Annotated in this window: 17 protein-coding genes; 6 read left to right on the forward strand and 11 right to left on the reverse strand. The window is 47.8% G+C overall.

Annotated features, from left to right (window positions below):
• Nucleotides 1-70: 70 nt before the first annotated feature.
• The gene (locus tag NWF04_08285; protein ID MCW4006571.1) at nucleotides 71-2707 is read right to left on the reverse strand and encodes a PQQ-binding-like beta-propeller repeat protein; all 2637 of its coding nucleotides are present in this window, start codon (nucleotides 2705-2707) and stop codon (nucleotides 71-73) included.
• A 201-nt stretch (nucleotides 2708-2908) separates the two neighbouring features.
• On the opposite strand from NWF04_08285, the gene NWF04_08290 reads away from it, so the two are divergent.
• A complete protein-coding gene (locus NWF04_08290; protein ID MCW4006572.1) occupies nucleotides 2909-3865 on the forward strand; it encodes an Lrp/AsnC family transcriptional regulator in 957 nt (318 codons plus the stop codon).
• A 99-nt stretch (nucleotides 3866-3964) separates the two neighbouring features.
• Here the strand turns inward: NWF04_08290 and ppsA are convergent, their stop codons facing one another.
• Together ppsA and NWF04_08300 are read right to left on the reverse strand one after the other, a co-directional pair.
• Nucleotides 3965-6379, reverse strand: a complete 2415-nt coding sequence (ppsA, locus tag NWF04_08295) for a phosphoenolpyruvate synthase (protein MCW4006573.1) — start codon at nucleotides 6377-6379, stop codon at nucleotides 3965-3967.
• A complete protein-coding gene (locus NWF04_08300; GenBank protein ID MCW4006574.1) occupies nucleotides 6376-6918 on the reverse strand; it encodes a 50S ribosomal protein L16 in 543 nt (180 codons plus the stop codon). The genes ppsA and NWF04_08300 overlap by 4 nt, the downstream gene beginning before the upstream one ends.
• A gap of 241 nt (nucleotides 6919-7159) precedes the next feature.
• Here NWF04_08300 and NWF04_08305 point away from each other — a divergent pair, with 241 nt between their 5' ends.
• Nucleotides 7160-7645 (forward strand): cytidine/deoxycytidylate deaminase family protein, encoded by a 486-nt coding sequence (locus NWF04_08305; protein MCW4006575.1) that lies wholly within the window; start codon nucleotides 7160-7162, stop codon nucleotides 7643-7645.
• Nucleotides 7646-7649: 4 nt separating this feature from the next.
• On the opposite strand, the gene NWF04_08310 is transcribed toward NWF04_08305, so the two are convergent.
• Complete coding sequence (locus NWF04_08310) at nucleotides 7650-8963, reverse strand: DNA methyltransferase (protein MCW4006576.1); 1314 nt, start codon at nucleotides 8961-8963, stop codon at nucleotides 7650-7652.
• A gap of 138 nt (nucleotides 8964-9101) precedes the next feature.
• Between NWF04_08310 and pyrE the strand changes: the two genes are divergently transcribed.
• The gene (gene pyrE / locus NWF04_08315) at nucleotides 9102-9719 is read left to right on the forward strand and encodes an orotate phosphoribosyltransferase (protein MCW4006577.1); all 618 of its coding nucleotides are present in this window, start codon (nucleotides 9102-9104) and stop codon (nucleotides 9717-9719) included.
• A 13-nt stretch (nucleotides 9720-9732) separates the two neighbouring features.
• Here the strand turns inward: pyrE and NWF04_08320 are convergent, their stop codons facing one another.
• From NWF04_08320 to NWF04_08330, 3 genes are all read right to left on the reverse strand, one after another.
• A complete protein-coding gene (locus NWF04_08320) occupies nucleotides 9733-10281 on the reverse strand; it encodes an adenylyl-sulfate kinase (GenBank protein ID MCW4006578.1) in 549 nt (182 codons plus the stop codon).
• A 153-nt stretch (nucleotides 10282-10434) separates the two neighbouring features.
• Nucleotides 10435-10569 carry a hypothetical protein gene (locus NWF04_08325; GenBank protein ID MCW4006579.1) on the reverse strand — a complete coding sequence of 45 codons (135 nt, stop codon included), beginning with the start codon at nucleotides 10567-10569 and terminating at the stop codon, nucleotides 10435-10437.
• A 72-nt stretch (nucleotides 10570-10641) separates the two neighbouring features.
• Entirely contained in the window at nucleotides 10642-11754 is a 1113-nt protein-coding gene (locus NWF04_08330) for an aminoglycoside phosphotransferase family protein (protein MCW4006580.1), read from the reverse strand.
• Nucleotides 11755-11919: 165 nt separating this feature from the next.
• Here NWF04_08330 and NWF04_08335 point away from each other — a divergent pair, with 165 nt between their 5' ends.
• Together NWF04_08335 and NWF04_08340 are read left to right on the forward strand one after the other, a co-directional pair.
• A complete protein-coding gene (locus tag NWF04_08335) occupies nucleotides 11920-13176 on the forward strand; it encodes an adenosylhomocysteinase (GenBank protein MCW4006581.1) in 1257 nt (418 codons plus the stop codon).
• A gap of 78 nt (nucleotides 13177-13254) precedes the next feature.
• Nucleotides 13255-13569, forward strand: a complete 315-nt coding sequence (locus NWF04_08340; GenBank protein ID MCW4006582.1) for a hypothetical protein — start codon at nucleotides 13255-13257, stop codon at nucleotides 13567-13569.
• Nucleotides 13570-13669: 100 nt separating this feature from the next.
• On the opposite strand, the gene NWF04_08345 is transcribed toward NWF04_08340, so the two are convergent.
• The 4 genes from NWF04_08345 to NWF04_08360 form a co-directional block, all read right to left on the reverse strand.
• A complete protein-coding gene (locus NWF04_08345) occupies nucleotides 13670-14263 on the reverse strand; it encodes a PhoU family transcriptional regulator (GenBank protein MCW4006583.1) in 594 nt (197 codons plus the stop codon).
• Nucleotides 14264-14266: 3 nt separating this feature from the next.
• Nucleotides 14267-14878, reverse strand: coding sequence for a potassium channel protein (locus NWF04_08350; GenBank protein ID MCW4006584.1), 612 nt, complete (start codon nucleotides 14876-14878; stop codon nucleotides 14267-14269).
• 57 nt (nucleotides 14879-14935) lie between these two features.
• Nucleotides 14936-16132 carry a magnesium transporter gene (locus tag NWF04_08355; GenBank protein ID MCW4006585.1) on the reverse strand — a complete coding sequence of 399 codons (1197 nt, stop codon included), beginning with the start codon at nucleotides 16130-16132 and terminating at the stop codon, nucleotides 14936-14938.
• 203 nt (nucleotides 16133-16335) lie between these two features.
• On the reverse strand, nucleotides 16336-18423 hold the full coding sequence (locus tag NWF04_08360) for a radical SAM protein (protein ID MCW4006586.1): 2088 nt from the start codon (nucleotides 18421-18423) through the stop codon (nucleotides 16336-16338).
• 157 nt (nucleotides 18424-18580) lie between these two features.
• Between NWF04_08360 and NWF04_08365 the strand changes: the two genes are divergently transcribed.
• Entirely contained in the window at nucleotides 18581-18901 is a 321-nt protein-coding gene (locus NWF04_08365) for a hypothetical protein (protein ID MCW4006587.1), read from the forward strand.
• The last annotated feature ends 143 nt before the right edge of the window (nucleotides 18902-19044 follow it).

Below are 19044 nucleotides of genomic sequence, written 5' to 3' on the forward strand. Positions count from 1 at the left end.
GTCAAACTATGCCTTTGATGCCTTTCACAAAAAAAGAAAGGAAGGAGTTTTTGATAGATTGTTGGTTGGTTTATTGTCGGCGTCTTAGGAACAGAGCAGCAACACCAGCAACAGCAACAATAACAACTACAGCAGCAGCTAGCAAGATGTAGGTGCCAGTAGCATCATCAGTGCCTGGAGGAGCAACAGAGGGCGAAGGAGAAGCAGATGCAGAGGGCGTAGAAGTTGGCATGGAAGTGTCGGTGGGTGTTGGTGAGACTGATGCGGAGGGTGCTTCGACTGAGGTTAGGTATGTTGTTGCGTATGAGCTGTAGTAGGAGTCTGAGCCTTCAAAGGTTGCAACTATTTGGTATGTGCCTGGGACTTCAGGTGACCAGGTGAAACCGAAGTTGCCTTTGGTGTCAACGGTTGTTTCGCCGATGATGATTTCGTTGCAGTTGGGGTCAAAAGCTGTCAATTTGACAGTAACGCCAATTGCGTCTTGTGGCATGGGCTTTTGCATGTAGACGTATTCCATCCAGCTGCTCATGCTTGCGTCGGACATTGCTGCGTAGCCTTCAGCGCCGGGGGATTGGTCAAGGACTGTACCAGTTATGGTGAAGCATTCGTCGACAGCAACAGAGGTCATAGGAACAGCAACGGTGGTTTCGCTTGGACCTTTACCAACACAGTAGATTTGCATGTCGTACACGTTTAGGTATACGAGGTAACCGTCTGCGATGGGTGCGGGTTCTTCACCAAAGCTGCCGATTGCGTACCAGCCATCCATGGTCCAGATTTCTGAACCGTCAGTGGCGTTGATGCATCGGACTTGTGCGCCCTTGTATGGAGGCACGTTGGGGGAGTGTTCGCTAGTGAAAGCGTATACTTTGCCGTCTGCAATGGTTGCTACGAACAGAGGATACAAGCCCCATGGTGTTTGGTCACCGCTGAAGGTGTTGTTGTATACCCAGTTCACGTCGCCGCTGCGAAGGTCAAAGCAGTGGATTTCTCCACCATAGCCGCCAACGTACAGGTTGCCATAAGCAATTTGTCCGGGTGCTGGTGGGTTAGAAACTTGTCCGTAGTACTGGAAGGCACGGAAGTCTCCAACTGGACCCCACAATTTTGCTCCAGTGTCCATGTCAAAGCCTAGCCATTGCATTGTTTCTTTGTCAGTCATGGTAAAGACGCGGGTTTCAGGGTCAACTGGACCAAAGGTTCGGGTGATGTTTCCGTCAGGTGCATCATATGATTCTTGCCATAGCATTTCGCCGCGGTTTTCTGCTTTAGTGCTGATTGCAGTGACAGTTACGGTTGCGGGTGTTCCAAAGCTGATGAATGATGCAGTTGGGGTAGCGAACAAGACCATGTCGTTAGGAATAGCTCTGAGTATGGATGAACCTGCAGGCAGGTCAGGGATTGTTACGTTCCAGATGTAAGCATCGCTCATGTTGACAACTTTGCCAACAGGACGGTACTGATAAGCATCTGTGGTGTTTCCAGGGCGTGATACTAGACCAGTGGTTGGTTCTGCAGCTGAGCTCCACATTGCTAGCCAGTTATTGGTGTTGTCAAACTGGAAGTTCAAAAGCTCACCGTTTGAGCCAACAGCGCCGCTACCATATCCTCCCAAGATTGAGAAGGCGGTAGAGAAGCCACCGGGGACATCAGTCATGGTGAATAGCCATTCGCCAGTGCGTGAGTCATAAACTGTCCAGTTTGAGGGTGCTGCTGATGCAAAGAAGCCACCGCCGCCAGAAGCCTGGATGAGGTAGCCGTCACCGATAACACCGTGCTGGTTAGGTGATTCGTACAGGTACAGTGTACCAAAGGTTGGAGATATAGCATCGTTTTCCCAGAGGGTTTCGCCAGTTGCCAAATCAACACAGACAAAAGGCCCACCACTGGGGGAGTCGCTTAGGGGTGTGTCGTAGTAGAGTCTGCCGTTCATAATCATTGGGTTACCAAAGCGTCCTTCGTATGAAAGACCTGTGTAGTAGGTTGCTGCGGGGATTGAGAACTCGCCGCCAACTAGACCACCATCTGATAGGGGTTTGGTCCAGAGTACGTGTGCACTATCGGGTGCTGCACCGCTTGATTGGAAGCGGTCAGGGAACAGCGCGCCGCCTGGCCAGTTTGAGGCAAGGAGATCCCATGCGGTGTTTTGTGCTTCAATTGGTCGTGTCCAGTATTCAGTTGGAAGGGGATAGGTTGGTGCTTCAGGTACATCTTCTGCCTGTACTGTAAGGGTTGTAGATGCACTGCTGCCCAAGTAAGTGTCGTTTACGTAGTCGCTTGGGTTACCAGCAACGCCGTTTTCAGGGTTTTCCAAGTCTAGAATTTGGTCGGGCATTGAGAAGTCAAAGGTGTAAACACCAAGTTGGTCGGGAGTAAACAGTGAGAAGGCAGATGCTACAGAGTCAGAATTCATTGGACCAATGGTCATTGTTGTACCATCAGGTTTGGTAACTACAACGGTGAGATCTTCCCAACGGTCTCCACCAATTCCAGTGGATGTTGGTGGAACTTTGTCTAGCCACATGATAACGAAGGCTGTTTGATGAATGCCAACGGGATCAGGTGAGACGGTTATGTATGCGTAGGTTGGGATTTCCCATGGTGGATCGTGTGCGTCGGCAGTCGGTGCAAGCAACATGAAAGCAGATGTTGTCAATAGCAGAATTAAAGCAACTGAGAACAGAGATTTACTTAGTTTAGGTTTCATTCGTTTTTCTCCTTTAGATTTAATAGTAATAGTTGGTTGTTTCCTTATTTATAGTTTAACGAAAAAACTAAAAAAATACGGGCAAAGGTAATATAGCAAACGTAATGATTTGGACAGTGTAAGGAAAATGGGAATGTACAACTTTTTTTATACGGCAATGGAATAGTCTGTAGGGGGCGTGGATACACGAAAATAACCGAAATAGACCTAACGATATTGGGGGCTCTGCTACGGGATGGGCGAACAAAGTTTGCAGACATAGCAAAAGAATGTCAAGTTTCTAAAAACGCAATATGGAAACACTATGACGACATGCGAAGGGCAGGCATAATCAAAGGGTCAACAGTACAAATCAACTACCCGCATTTCGGATTCAAAGCATACGCAACCATAATTGCAAGTGTCGAAACAGAGAATATAGAGCAAATCGTCAAGAAGATGAGACAGATACCTAACGTTTACGTTGCAATGCATGGCTACCCAAAGTATAGCATAAACATTGGAGTTGCTCTCCGCGACATCGAAGAGCTGGACAGCGTCAAAGAGAAAATTAGAAGGGTAGCCAACGCCAAAGAAGTGAAAAGCAGCATCTGGATAGGCGTAAGAAACATTTTTGAAAACATAGAAAGACTATCGCAGGGTCAAAAAATAAAAATCTTCGAAGATGAACCCAAAATAGTAAACGCCCCAGCCAAAGAGGTCAAACTTGACAAAATTGACATGGAAATAGTTGAGAGGCTAGCTAAGGACGGCAGGATGTCGTTTAGAAACATTGCTTTGGAAATAGGAAAATCAACTGACACGATAACTAAACGGTACCAGAAACTAAGAAGAAACAACACTATCAAAGTGGTTGTCCAGTTTGACCCCACAAAAATCGGTTACAAGGCACTTCAGCTTTTTAGTTTATCCTTGTCTTCAAGAGGCGAAATCGAAAAAGTAGTAAACAAACTAACAAGCATGCCAGACGTAACCCACATCATGAAAGTCAGCGGAGAATTTGACTTACTCGTTTTTGCATTCAACAAAGACATAGAAGAACTCTTAGAAATCCAAAACCAAATCGCACACATCGAAGGCCTAACCAGAGTAGAAATGAAAGTAGGAAAAATGGCAAACAAATGGCCAATGCCCAAACAATACACATCTATATTCTAAGAAACAAGCTGCCTTAACACCAAAAAATTAGAGTACACGGTAGCTAAAAAGGTAAAAGAAAAGTTGATGAGGGCTAAATGTTGCCCTGTTGCGTGATGTTTACCATTCCCAGTCGGGAGTGGGTTTTTTGAGGGGACGTCCAGCGGCTATGGCTGCTTGCTCTGCGAGGCGTTCAAGAATAATTTTCTGTTCAATGGCGGCGACGTTTTGTTTTGTTGTTAGGACGGCGTCGTTGTTTACAGATATGCTGTCTATGCCTGCGCGGACAAGGAATTCTGCGAAGTCAGGCAGGTTAGAGGGACCTTCGCCGCAGATGCTTACGGTGCAGCCGTTTTCGTGGGCGACGCGGATTAGGCGTGCGATTATGCGTTTTACGGCGGTTTCTCTTTCGTCAAAGTATCCCATTTGTCCTAGGCGTTCGGAGTCGCGGTCTATCATGAGTATGCCTTGGGTCATGTCGTTGGAGCCTATGGAGAAGCCGTCGACGAGTTTGGAGAATTCGTCTGCCATGATTGCTATGGAGGGGGTTTCTGCCATGAACCAGACTTTGAAGTCTTTGGAGCGTTCTAGTCCTTCTTCTTTCATGATTTGAAGAACTTTCTTGGCTTCCCAGATAGTTCGGACCATCGGGAGCATGACGTAGACGTTTTTGAGTCCCCATTCGGTGCGGCATTTTACTATGGCTTGGCATTCTAGTCGGAAGGCTTTTTCGTACCATTTGCTGATGTAGCGGCTGCATCCTCTCCAGCCAAGCATGGGGTTTTCTTCGACGATTTCGTATTTCTCGCCGCCTTTGAGGTCACGGTACTCGTTGGTCTTAAAGTCGCTAAACCTGACGACTACGGGGCGGGGCTGAATTTCGCGGGCTACGGTGGCGACGCCTTCAGCGAATTTGTCCACGAGCTTTTGGCTTTGACCGCTCTCTACTAGGTAGAGGGGGTGCTCGCCGATGTAGTCTGCAAAGATGAATTCTGTGCGCATAAGCCCGATGCCTTGGAAGGGCAGGTCTTTGTATTTTGCTATCATTTCAGGGATGGCTAGGTTCATGTAAATTTTTGTGGCGGTTACGGGGGCTGCGGCGGCTACTGCTATTGTTGCGCCTTTGTCGTCTTTGGTTTTGACTGCTTCTTGCAAGATGCCTTCGTAGATGATGCCGTTTCGTGAGTCAACAGTGTATTCTTTGCCAGGCTTCATGACTTGGGTGGCAGTTTCGGTGCCTACAACACAGGGGATGTTAAGTTCTCGGCTTACGATTGCCGCGTGAGAAGTAACTCCGCCTTTGTCGGTAACTATGGCGCTGGCGATTTTCATGAAGGGCACAAAGTCAGGGTTGGTCATGTCGGTGACGAGTATGTCGCCTTTTTTCATGTTTTCGTTTGCATCGTCGGGGTTAAGGACGATTTTGGCGGTTCCTAATCCGTATCCTCGTTTGCCTGCGGATATGCCTTTTACGATGACGTTGAGTTTGTCAGCGGGTAAGCCTTCGTCTGCGCCTTCTTCTTCGGCGGGTTTGGAGCTCCAAACGGTTTCAGGTCGGGCTTGAACGATGAACATGTTCTTGGGGAAGGATATGTCTTGGTCAATTGCCCATTCGATGTCCATGGGTTTTTTGTAGTGTCCTTCGATGCGGGTGGCAAGCTTTGAAAGCGCCAAAAGCTCCTCATCGCTAACACAAGTAACCTTCTGCTCGTCTTCAGGAATATCCAAGTGAATAGTCTGACCAGTTTCAGGGTCACGAACGTACTTTATGGTTTTACGGGCAAGACGCCGGTCAATAATTTCCAAGGATTTCTTGTCCACCACAAAATCGTCAGGATTAACTGCACCAGAAACCACGGTTTCGCCCAAGCCGTAATTGCCTTCGATTACGATTTCGTTGGGGTTTCCAGTGACGGGGTTGATTGTGAACATAACGCCAGCGGCGCGGGAGTTAACCATTTTCTGGACGCCGACGCTGATGAAAACTTTTTCGTGGGCAAAGCCCTTTTCGTTACGGTAAAATATGGCGCGTGGCGTGAAGAGGCTAGACCAGCATTTCACGACTTTGTCAAGTAAATCGCTGGCGCCTTTGACGTTGAGGTAAGTTTCTTGTTGCCCTGCAAAGGATGCGTCGGGCAGGTCTTCGGCGGTTGCGCTTGAGCGTACAGCCACAAAAGTGTTTTTGAGCTTAAGTTTCTTGTCAAGCTCTTTATAAGCAGCTTTAATTGCATCCTCAATCTCTTTGGGCATTGGAGTTTTCTCGATAATTTCCCGAATCTTTTTGGATGCAGTATCATACTGTTTAGGATCATTTTTGTCGGTGATTACTTCGTTGATTACCTTGTAGATTTTCTCTGCAAGTTTTGTTTCTTCAAGGAATTTTTCGTATGCGTATGCGGTAACAGCAAAACCGGGGGGTACAGGCAAACCTGCGTTGATCATTTCGCCAAGGCTTGCGTTTTTGCCGCCCACACTGGGGATGTCTGTTACGCGTAGAGTTTCAAACCAGCTCACAAGTTCTCTGCTGTCGCTCATTCGGAGTTCACCTTTGCTTCAGTTGTAGCTTCATCAGCATCTTTTGGAGTGATTTTTTCTACAACTATTCTGGAGGTAAGAGGCAACTTTGCGTTTGCACGTTTAAGAGCGGTTTTGGCAGCTTCAAGCCCAGCGGCTTTAACCTGTACAACCACGATTGTTTGGCCAGGTTCGATTCGGGCGGCGGTTCCAACGGTTCGTCCAAAAGAGCGCCTCATGCCCTGCTGAAGCCTGTCAGCGTGTGCACCAAAAATCATCTTGTTTTCCCGCAGGATAACATGCGGATAAGGCAGAACTCTCATGTAGTATTCGCTAAGTAACTTGTCCATGAGAATACGGTTTGCAGCTATACGGGTAGCTTCCAACGCGCCATGACGAATCTGTTTTCGCTGCAACGCGACAAGACGTAACTCGTAATCCCAGGTTCCCTTTGTGTTACCCATTGTAAATTTAACGATCTTGGGTGGTGGAAAACCTTTCACATATTCCTTCCTAGTGTAAGCTTGCCCTTTAACAGGACCGAAGTTGCGAGCCTTCATTGACAATCCCTTTTTAGGGAATACCTTCACAGGGGTATTTAAACGATTTGTAGTCTGGTATATAGAAGAAACTTTCATCACCCAATAAGCATGAGAAAGGAAGAAACAGCTCCAAGGTGTTGCGGTCAAAAGCCTTTAACGTCTGATTTGAACCTGCCGCCAAGACAAATACAACCCGCGTCTTTAAACTTATTAATTTGTTCAAACCAAGTAAAGGTAAACAAAGAGATAAGGGAAGCCTGTGGCTAAACAAGAAAGACCTGATTGGGACAGATATTTTTTGGATTTATGTGAAGCGGTTTCAAAACGTGCCACCTGTGATAGGGGACGCGCAGGCTGCGTTATAGTTAAGGATAAAAGAATAATGACTACAGGCTATGTAGGTGCCCCTGCAGGACTGCCCCACTGCGACGAAGCAGGTCACGACATGCGCAGAGTCATAAACCAAGACGACAAAATCAGCCAGCACTGCGTACGCACACTTCACGCAGAACAAAACGCCATCATACAAGCCGCACGTTTTGGCATACCACTTGAAGGCGCCACGCTGTTTTGCAAAATGACCCCATGCCGAACATGCGCCATGATGATAATCAACGCAGGCATAAAAAGAGTCGTCTGCGAAAAACGCTACCACGCCGACCAAGACACCATAGAAATGTTCAAACAAGCAGGCATAGAACTAACCATCGCCAACGACGAATTTGAACAGTACGGCGACCAATAACAAGTTATTTTTGTAGTATGCAGATTTCTCTGCCGATTTTGTGACGCTCTTCCGCGTCAATAAACGATGTCAAGGGGCGTAGCGGCTCGCTTTTGTGGATGTCAACAAACGGGGTTTGCGCGAAGATTTGGGCGGGTTTGAACCCAAGCTCCACGGCGGTTTCTTGGATGTTTAGGGTCAAGGGTTTGCCTGAGCGTACTTTGATGTATGGAGCAACAAGAACTAAGTAGCCGTTTTCCCGCAGAATCTGGTAAGCTTCAGAAAGAAAATCCTCATACGCAGGCTTGATTTTCTGCAGAATCTTTTGAGCATAAGGCGTAGTTGGGAACTGTTGCAGGGCAGGTCCTAAGTCGGGTTCAGTTGCGATACAGTCGATTTCTTCACGCAGCTTACTTGTCAGTTTACGGGCGTCCCCTTGCAAAACCGCGTAATCCACATCAACATCTTCAAACGAATATTCGCGGGTTAGCCAAGACAGGTTTTGCCTAGAAGCCTCCACACACCAACGGTTAATATCCAAACCAATCACCTTAGCTTTTGCCAGCAAAGCCTCCTGCAGTATAGTACCCACGCCGCAAAAAGGGTCAAGAAAAACTTTCCCCGCCGTGCAGTGCGACAGGTTCACCATAATTTTTGCTAGCCGCGGCGGTATGGCAAAGATTTTGCGTTGCATGGGTTTTTCTACGTCGCGTTTTTGGAATTCAAACGGGTTATGCACGCCCACGGTTGCGCCCAAATAGGATTGCTGGTTGCCGATACACAGCAAGATTTCAGAGCGGCGGTCTAAGCCTTTTTTGAGAACCTCCACAGGAGTAAGATGGGGCTGTGAACGGTTACGGGGAAAACCCATGAACCTTGCTTTTTTGCCTTGGTTGCGCAGTTCGTCTTTGAGGCGGCTACCCAAGAATCGCTGGAGGACTTTTGAGGCATGGCGAAAAGTGGGATCAAAAGAGTAGACGCTTACGCCAAAAACTGTTTTCCCTGAATCTGCGCGGGGGATGTTGTCGGCTAAAACGTCAAGAGGCAAACTATCTTGGAGTTGCTCTTTGGCTTGCTTATCTTCCTTTACAAATGCTTTAGCAAGCTGTGAGGTGGGCAAGGTTGTTGTGGCTTCTCCGATTTTTAAGGTGCCGCCTAATTCGTCGATTACCTGGGAGTCTATGGGCTGAGAAGTTTTTAGGGCAAAGAAGTCCTTGTTGAAATCTTCCACTTGAAAACTGATGTTTCGGGATTCAAAGAAGGCTACTATCTCGGCTAAGGAGAGTTTCCAGTTCTTGCCTGAGATAAAGCAGTAAAGATTCTGTTCTAAAGACGACATCTGCAAGCTAAGAGGAACAACCGCGGCTTTTGAGAGTAACGGTTCCAAACACACTTAAAAACAGGGTTTAGCAGGCAACTGCGTGCAGCGGCGTAAAGGGTTTAAATGCTTGAGCAGGTACTCACATGAGGGAAAAGCATGGACATCATCACGCCTCTTGACATAGTTGCAAATGCACTTTACAATTCAGGCTGCATAAAATTTGGCGAATTCAAAATCAAATCAGGCGCAATTAGCCCGTACTATGTGGATTTGTCGCGGCTGCTTTGTTGCCCCAAAGAGTTATGCATTGTAGCGGATGTGGCGGCAGAAAAAATCAAGCAAATCTCAAAACAAGACAAAATAGACAAAATCGCATCCATCGAACTAAAAGGCGCGTTAGTTGCACCAAGCATCGCATGCAAAACAGATTTGCCCTGCATAATTGTTAGGAAAGAATCCAAAGCCTACGGAGTTACGGGACGGATTGCAGGCGCAGACGTTGAACAGGGCGAGGAAGTACTGTTTTTTGATGACGTCGTAAGCGAGGGCTTATCCAAAGTGGAGGGCGTAAAACCGTTGCAGGAGCTTGGCGCTAATGTGAAGCATCTGCTGGTTGTGGTTGACAGAGAACAAGGCGGCAAAGAAAAACTCCAAAAACTGGGCTTTCAAGTTCACGCACTCGCAAAGATTTCCCAAATAGTTGTTGCCCTGCACCGAAATCAACGCATCTCAGAAGAGCAAGCCAAAGCCGTTTTGCAGTACATCAAAAAATAACCTTGCAAGTTAGTTAGGGTGGAAGGGCAAGGACTGTGTCGTAGATTTTTTTGGCAGCTTGCGCAACCGAGTCTTTTGTGGTTTGTATGGTTACTTCGGGGTTTAGTGGCGGCTCGTAGGGTTGCCCCATACCCGGCACAGTCTGGGTTTTGCCTGTCAAAGCCTTGGAGTAGATGCCTTTAGGGGCATGGTAGGTTTGTTTGCGAGCGGCTTCGCGTTTGATGCATACGTCCATGGGGCATTCAAGGTAAACTTCGACAAAGCGGGGTAGTTGCTGGCGCAGTTTGTCGCGGTAACGCCGCAAGTTAGCCGTAGCATCCACTATGACGTTCACGCCGTTTTGAGTTAACAACGCAGCTATGTAGGCTAGTGCATCGTAGACTACATCACGTTCTTGGGGCGAGTAGGTGGGGTTGGGGGTTAAGATTTTGCGTAGCGCATCGGAGGATAAAAGCTGCGCGTGCAGATGTTTCTCGTTAAGAAGTTCAAGAAGTTTGCGTGATATGACCGATTTGCCGCTAGCAGGCAACCCAGTGACCCAAACACACCAGCCAGTTTCCACAGTAAACACCACTGCCCTGTAAATGAGAACTAAAATATCAAACTTGCCATAAACCAAAACCGCAACAGGAAAGTAAAAGCAGCTCTAAACAGGCAAACCACAAATTTTCAAGGAAACCAAACCCAAAAGGCACTGTCTGGTGCCCGCGCGGGTCTAGTTTGGAATGGCGGGTTTTGGGGTGAATGTTGCTGTGGTGGTGTACCAGTTTTCGATGGCTGTAGCTGCGGTTTTTGAGTATCCGTAATCTATGAGGAGTTTAAACAGGTTTGAGGTTGGGTTGTATTTCATGCTAATTCGCCAAGCTGTTTTTGTGAAAAAGAGTATATAATAGTGCTTTCCGATTTCGGAATATATCACTGTTTACTTTGAAGAGTTGAGATAAGAGTTTACATCTACCAAGTCGAAGTGGTCGTACTGCAAGATGTTCTTGACGAAGTTCAAGAGTTTGACCCTAACGTCTTCGCTAAGCTGGGGGTACCAAACAGGAGAAGCCACCACTAAGCCGCGCCAAGCAAAGAAGGGCTGGACTACGTTGAGGATTTCGTGGTCTTCGCTTTTTCGCAGGTAATTGTCCCAGAAAAGCCTAAACAAGCGTTCAAAAGGACCTTTTAGTTCGCCGTATTTTTGCACGGAGTAGAACAGGTAGTTTATGGTTAAGGCGGCGATGTCGTCTGCGGGTTCGCCCCATTCGCCTCGGCTGCGGTCTAAGACGGTGAAGTCTGCGCCTTCGCGGAAAAGCAGGTTCCAAGGGTGGAAGTCGCCGTGAACTTGGCTGAGCCTTTGGGGTTTCTCTTTTAAGCGCCAACGCCAGTCCACGCAGGCTTTTTCGACGTCAATTAGATATGAGGGCTGGGCAGAGTTGAATTCTTTGGGGTAGCTGTCTAGTAAGCCCATTATGCATTCGCCGTGCCCCACAAGGTCGCGTATCCTGCGGATGTAGAGGCTGCCGTCAGGGTTTTTACGTTTGTGAATCTTCACCAAGTAATCTGAAAGGGCTAGGCATCGTTCTTCGTCTTGCGCTGTGAGTTGACCTGTTTCTTTTATGCGGTCTAAGTCAAGATGGTAAAGTTTTCCTTCTATGAATTCGGTTACTATGAAAAACTCGAAGCATTTGCCAAGAGACTTGAGGTTTGAGCCTTCTTCAAAAGCGCCCACATCCACTGAGTGGACATGCTTGGGCAACCCGTTGAAAGCAGCGTTTTGCCAGATAAGAACCTGCGCACGGTCAGAGAAGTGGTCATGTCCAAAACCGCCTGGACGCATGGTCTCCAAAACTACGCGTTTGCTTTCTGAACCCATCTTAAATTCGATAACATAGGGGAAACCGTATCCAAACCCTTTGAGGTCACCTGAGTCTTCAGGTTTTTCGCCTAGCCGCCAGACACGCTGGACTTCCAAGGGGGTTTTGTATAGGGAAGTTAGGTAGTTGTGGATGACGGTTTTTGATAGGGAGAGGGGAGTAGCGTCGCTCAAGATTTTTCGCCTTTCAATACATTGATGTGAAAGACCGCTTTTAAGTTTTAAGAAAACTAGTGCACCCAAAGCCAACTGGAGAAAACTTTTAGAGGCGGGTTTGTCGAGGTTCAAAGTAAATTCTAAATAGGTAAGTAACAGTTCATTAAAAAGAAGGAAAGCATCATGGAAGAATTTCAAGTTAAAGATAAATCATTAGCACCCCAAGGGCACTTACAAATTGAATGGGCATCATCACACATGCCTGTTCTAAACCAAATCAAAGACCGCTTTAGCAAAGAAAAACCCCTCCAAGGCTTAACATTAGCGGCGTGCTTGCACGTAACCAAAGAAACCGCAGTTCTTGTTGAAACCCTCATGGCAGGAGGCGCCAAAGTCGCGCTTTGCGGGTCCAATCCGCTTTCCACCCAAGACGACGTCGCCGCTGCACTCGCAGATCATGGAGCTAACGTTTTTGCATGGCGAGGACAAAACACCGAAGAATACTACGAATGCATAAACAAGGTTTTGGATTATAAGCCAGTTATAACTCTTGACGACGGCGCAGACGTGGTTGGAACCATACACAGCAAACGTCCCGAGCAAATCAAAGACGTGAAAGGCGGAACCGAGGAAACCACCACAGGCATTGTTAGGCTTAGAGCCATGGAACAAGACAACAGCCTCAAATACCCCATCATCGCCGTGAACGACGCGTTAACCAAGCATTTGTTTGATAACCGTTACGGCACAGGACAAAGCACCATAGACGGCATACTGCGCGCCACAAGCGTTCTAATCGCGGGCAAAGTCTTTGTTGTCTGCGGATACGGCTGGTGCTCTAGGGGCATAGCCATGCGCGCCCGAGGCTTAGGAGCCAACGTAGTCGTAACCGAAGTCATACCCACCAAAGCCCTAGAAGCCGCAATGGATGGTCTACGCGTCATGCCCATCGCACAAGCAGCCACAATAGGAGACATATTCGTGACTGCCACAGGCGACATAAACGTCATACGCAAAGAGCACATGGAAAAAATGAAGTCAGGCGCTCTAATTGCCAACAGCGGACACTTTAACGTAGAAATCCAAACCAAAGGCTTAGAAGAGCTATCCAAATCAAAACGAACCATTCGCCCAAACCTAGAAGAGTACATGTTAGAAGATGGCAGGAAACTGTTCTTGTTAGCTGAAGGTCGTCTGGTGAATTTGGCTGCTGCAGAGGGTCACCCATCAGAGGTTATGGATTTGTCGTTTGCCAATCAAGCATTGAGCGCAGAGTACATTGCTAAATCGGAGAAGCTGGATTCAAAAGTCTACGCTGTCCCCAAAGACATTGACGAAAAAGTTGCTGAGCTAAAACTAAAAGCCATGGGCATATCAATCGACAAGCTTACAGCGGAGCAGGAAAAGTACCTTGCAACGTGGGAAATGGGAACCACATAATAGGTGTAGGTTCCTATAACACGGCAAACTTTAAAAGCACTGACCATATAAAGATGCTTCTATAAGTGGTGAACACATATGAGTAAAGATCAAGCAATAGGTGGAGCAATACTTGTCGTTTGCGTACTCGTCGCCATAGGCTACGTCATAGGTTTATTCTTCTATCAGCCACTCATTGACGCCTTTCCGATGCTAGAGATTGCATCGCCAGAAACAGTGAGGTACTGGTTTGTGGCTATCCCAGTTTTCGTAGCATTCATAGCGATACTGCTCATCGGCGCTTGGATAGGCTGGACAATGGCAACAACACCCCCGCCAAAACCAATTGAAGAAATAACAACAGAGATGGAAGACAACAGCAGCGCAGCTACAGACGAAAGCACGAAAAAATAACTTATTTCCCCCCTTTAACAATTTTTACCCTTCTAGTTTTTCTATTAAAACCAGCAAGAGCGATTTTTAGCAAACAAAAAAGAGAAAGAGCAAAAAAGGGTTATTCGACAGTGCAGGTTTCACTTGGGGAAGCAAGCTTTTTGAGGTCAGCAACACCCTCAGCGTAACCTGAAGCGATAATGACGTCGCCTTGCTGGATCTTAAAGTCAGGCTTTGGACGCAAAGTTTTCTCGCCACGTCTAATCGCAAGCACCCACATGCCTGTTTCCTCATCTACACGAGCTTCCTTTAGGGTCTTGCCTACCAAAGAGGAATCAGATGTTACGCAGGCTTGGGAAACGGTTTCTTCAGCTTCAGATATGGTGAGTTTGAGTACGGGGTGAGGTTCAATGCCTCTTAAGACGACTTCTGCCATTTCGGCTGCGGCGTCAGCGATTCGTTCAGTAGAGAAAGCCAACCTGATTAAGCCTAAGAGTCCTGAGGCGTCGGTTTTTTTGAAGGGAATATTCAAAGCAAGAAGTTCAAAGTCGGTGTGGAGTTTGTCCATGTACTCTTCAAGCCGCTGAACTTCCTCAGCTAAATCACGACTGTTAAGCAGCAGCGACGAATAAGCCAAATCCATCATCAACTCAGAAGTATCCTTAAGTTCAGCAAGACGCGCAACGATTTCTTCAAACGCTTCATGTTCAGTCAAGAATTATTCCTCCAAAGTGGTCAGCCGTCCCTCGGCAAGGTCCTTGAATTCTTTGGTTCCTTGAGGTGCCCCCCGAGTTATGAGAATATCACCTGAAAGCAGGATTTCAGAGCCTTTGGGGTTTATTATCCAGTCGCGGTTGCGGCGTATGGCTATGATGTCAATTCCCATGCGTGCAGCCAAGTCCAGCTCGCTTATGGATTTACCCGATATGACCGAGTCCACAGTAACTGTGGCTTTCATTAGGCGCTCTTCAACTTTTTCGAAGACCTCGCTGACAATCGGGTGCACGCCAATGTCGTTTTTGACGATGGCGGCTATGTCGGCGGCAGCATCAGAGATTTTGTCGGTTACCGAAGCAACCGTGGATACGCCAATTAAGTCTTCAGCGTCTTTGGGGTCGCCTCCTGCAGCAACCATAATCTCCAAATCAAGCTGGTAAGCTAAATCGTCAATGTGGCTTTCCAAAACCAAAACATCCTCAGCAAGCTCCTTATCATTAAACAAAGCCGCTGAGTAAGCCAAATCAATCATAAGCTCAGATAGGTTCTTCATCTCCACGAGAAGTTCGCGGACAGGTATAGGTTTGTACCGTATTCTTTCAAATTGGGGCATTCGCTTAGAATCGCTCCGACGATATTTATTAAACTGGGATATTTAAGTTTACCATCTTTAAAGGGCTAATACTACTATGGCAGCCAAGAGAGCACCTGTGGTTATGGTTGTTGCCAACGCGTTTTGTATGGGAAGGAAAGTGTTGATATCCAAACCTTTTTGGAAGGTCAGCAGGGAAATCGCGTACGAAGTTAATGTGATAAGGGCTAGGGCTATGGCGTTTGTTATGAGGGTTATGGCAAGGTAGAAGCCCAAGTTGTTTAGGGTGAAAGCTTCAAGCAGGGGTAAAGCCACCAACGCTAAGGCGGTGAAGAGAACAAGAGACGCAGCCCAAGCGCTTAGGATAGTTTTTAGGTGCCCACCAATCGAGGAAAACTTGGGCCTGAGCATACCCAACGCAAGTTTAGTGGTTGCCGTTGACCCAATTAACGAAGCTGCCGTAATGCCCAAACCCACAAGCGCAGGATACAAAGCATAGACAACTTTGAGTCCGTTTGCGTTGTTGATGGTTTGGAGCAAGGTTCCAGCTACGCCAAATATCAGGGCAACGGTGAGCAGTGCGGGAAGGGATTCGCGGATTGGCTGAACAAAATCCGAGCTGCGCAGGTTCTTGAAAACAAGGTAGAAAACCAGCAAAATATGCGCCAAGCCAATTGCGCCCATGGTCCAGGTGCCCAAACGGGGGTAAGAGTAAAACAGGGTGAGCGCGGCAGCGTAGCACAAGGTTATGGCTATGGTTGCGGCTACGGGCATTAGCGAGTACACGGTGACGTCGGGGTCTAAGCCGCGTTTGAAGGAAGCAAAAGCTACTTTTAGGGTAGCAAACAACACGAGCATGCCCAAGGCCATGGTGGAAAAGACAATTAAGCAAATGGAAGTTAAATCGGCAAAGGCTGCGCCCCACAGCAGGTAACCAAAAAGCACGAAAACTATGCTTAACGCGGCGCTTGCAACTAAAGTCAAGGCAACTACTGCGGCAAGCAACTTGTAGAAACCTTTGGTGTTTTTGGAGAACCGCGGATGAATCAGCCCAAGGTGCAGCCCCGTGACTAAGCGGTCAGTAAGCAAGCCCTCCAGCACACTTTTCGCGCCAATAACGCCTGGGTACAACGCAACCGCCCACGGGTAAGCCTGAAAAACTTCAAGCTGAGAAATCAAAACAAAACCCGCAATCAACCCTAACACGTCAAAAGCATAAGCTGAAAAAGCCTCTTTTAACGCATTAAATAACCGGGAGTTGCTAGCATGCGTCATTCAAAGTTGCCTCCAACAGAAGGGCACGAGAAGACACGTACTCAATGAATGCAACGGGGAACTTGGTTGCCAGCACCACTTCAGCAGCTGCCCTGAATTCTAAAAGGGTTGAAACCCGTTATTTAAATAGCTTTCTAAAACCTGCCCACTTGACAGAAGATTTAAAGAAAAAAGCACGCAGCCACCCGTTTTTCCCCAACAGGTTACGGTTTGGGCTTTTTAGGGGGCTGGTAGACGCACCAGGGGTCTTCTGCGAGGTAGTTGCCTTTTATGTTAGCGGGTTCGTGCAGGTCTCCGCAGTAGTCGATGAAGTCGCTTGATAGTCCGTAGGCGCGGGCGCGGCATCCTCCGCAGACGACTTTGTGGTCGCATTCGCCGCATTTGCCTTCTAGTTTGCTGGGGTCACGAAGAGCCTGAAAAACTTCATTGCCAAACCAGATGTCCTTAAACGAGGTTTCACGTATGTTGCCCAGCTTCACGGGCAGGTAGGGGCAGGGGGTTACATCGCCGTTGGTGTAGATGCGACAGTAGTGGAGTCCTGCGAGGCAGCCGCGTATCCATTGACGCATGTCCAGGTGCATGTCTTTGGCGATGCGCATGAACTGTGGTGCGCAGGAGGGGCGTACGTTTAGTTTGTGGTTTTTGGTTTTGGCGAAGGTGCCTTTTATCATGTCCTCGTACATGGCAGGGGATATGTCGGCGATTTTTGCTCCTCGCCCCGTAGGCACAAGGAAGAACAAGTGGAAGTTTTCTACGCCCAAGCTTTCAGCTAGGGAGAGTATGTCGTCGATTTCGTCATAGTTTTGCATGGTTAAGGTGGTGTTAACCTGTACGAGTACGTCGTTTTCCCTTAGCGCCTTGATGGCGTCTACGGCTTTTTGCCATGCACCTTCTACGCCTCGGAATTCGTCGTGCTTTTCGGGAACAGAGCTGTCAAGGCTTATGGATACGGTTTTGATGCCAGCGTCCTTGAGTTGCTTGGCGACCTGCGGGGTAATTAGGCTGCCGTTGCTTCCCATGCCCATGCGCAGACCCTTTTGGGTTCCGTAGCGGATGATTTCGTAAATGTCTTTTCGCAGGAGGGGTTCGCCGCCGCTGAGAATAAGCATAGGTCGACTCACCTGGGTTATCTGGTCAATGAGGTCTTTGGCTTGCTGCGTATCCAACTCGTCTGCGGGTTTTTCTGGGGAGGCGTTGATGTAGCAGTGGGAGCATTTCATGTTGCATTCGCGGGTGACGTTCCAGGAGAGGATGAGGGGGACGTATTTTTCGGTGTTTGTGGCTTTGGGGGAGTGCCCGATTTTGAGGTGGAAGTTGCATTTGCCGTCGGTTGCCATGCGTTGGGGCTGTGTTAGGGTGAAGGGAAAGGGCATTACGTTTTCGAGCATGGCTTTGGCGTGGGCAAAACAAAAGTGGCGGCAAAACAGCGAGGTGACCTCGTCGGGTATGTTGAGGTCTTCTCCGATGTATTTGTGACCGCCGTAGATGGGGCAGTTGAGGAATTGCATGTCGCCGTCCAAGTTTTCCATGTTCATGACGTATTTGATGTAGTGGTCGCTAAGCATGACGGACTGAAGCTTTTCTCTGCGCAGTCCCACTTTTAAAGTGACGTCAAGGGCGATGCTGACGGTTTCTTGACCAAACTTTTCTTGGACTTTAGCCATAGCCTCACTTACGCGTTCAACACCCAACGCCTTGGCGAACTCGCCCAAGTTCAATATGCCGCGGATGGTTTCGTATTCTTGGCGAAGGCGAGTTTGGGCTATGTGTTTTGTCCATTCCTCAAAAAGCGCTTCAAGCTCAGCGTTCAACGCAGAATCGTTGCTGCTTAGCCGTTGGGATAAGGCTTCAGTTTTTTTGTTCAAACCAAGAAACAAGTCAATTTTCTCTTGGGAGGTCAAGTTTTTTTGGGCTGCAACCTCATCGGCGTCTACGCTTACGGGCGCAGCATCTTTTAGAAGGTCATTGAGGTCCAAGGCAAAGTCGCCGTAAAAACGCTTCAACTCCGCAGCAATGTCAGGGGCGGGAACGTTGAGTTCTTTTAGCAGAACACTGGTTTCGGTTTCCATTTTGGTAACCATAGCCATGTGGTACAGCAACGACCCGACCATTCCAGGTTCAGAGTTTTTGCCCGAGGGGACGCCGTAGTAGATTTCTTGGAAGAGGCGTTTGGCTTCGTCAAAGTTTTGCTGTGAGAGGTTTGCTAGGAGTAGATTTTGTTTTTCGCGTCTTTGTTGCAGAAGAAGCGCCCATTTGTGGCAGTGTCTTTGGTCGTATTTTGTTGCCGACATGTCCACCAGCTTAGAAGCTATACACTTTGTTGCTTAGTAAAAACGTAGCGGTTTCTTGTCAAACAAGCAAACATTTCGTGCAGGAGCAGATACACATGAGCAGATAAGCTATTAAGAGGGACAAAACACTCATACGGTTACCTAGCAGGTGAAAAAGTTGAGTTACGATTTAATTTATGCCCTCGTTGGATTTTTGATTATGTTTGGAATTCTTGTTGGCATAGGAATCAATCAGCCACGGGGGGTAAGCGTTAAAACATGGTGTTATGGGTACCTAGCCATTTCAGTAGGCTTTGATGTGCTCGTAGTAATCGCGCTGATAGGAGCAGCCGAATACACATGGCTCACCAACCTCCTTCTCGGACTCGCAGCAGGAGCAGCCACAGGACTAGGCTTCCACGTCGCACACCACATCTCCGAAGAAGACGAACACGACCACAACCACGACAACAAACAAAAATCAATGTTCGGCTTCTAAAAACCAACCACCCACCTCTTCACTTTTTCCAACCCCAAACCCAAACACCAACCTATTAGGTTCCAAATTTTAATTCTATGCAGAAACCATAGGGGAGGGGGTCGAATCCCTCTTTGGCAGTGTAGTTTTGGTTGTTGGGAACC

The organism is Candidatus Bathyarchaeota archaeon, assembly GCA_026014465.1.
Taxonomy (GTDB): domain Archaea; phylum Thermoproteota; class Bathyarchaeia; order Bathyarchaeales; family Bathycorpusculaceae; genus JADGNF01.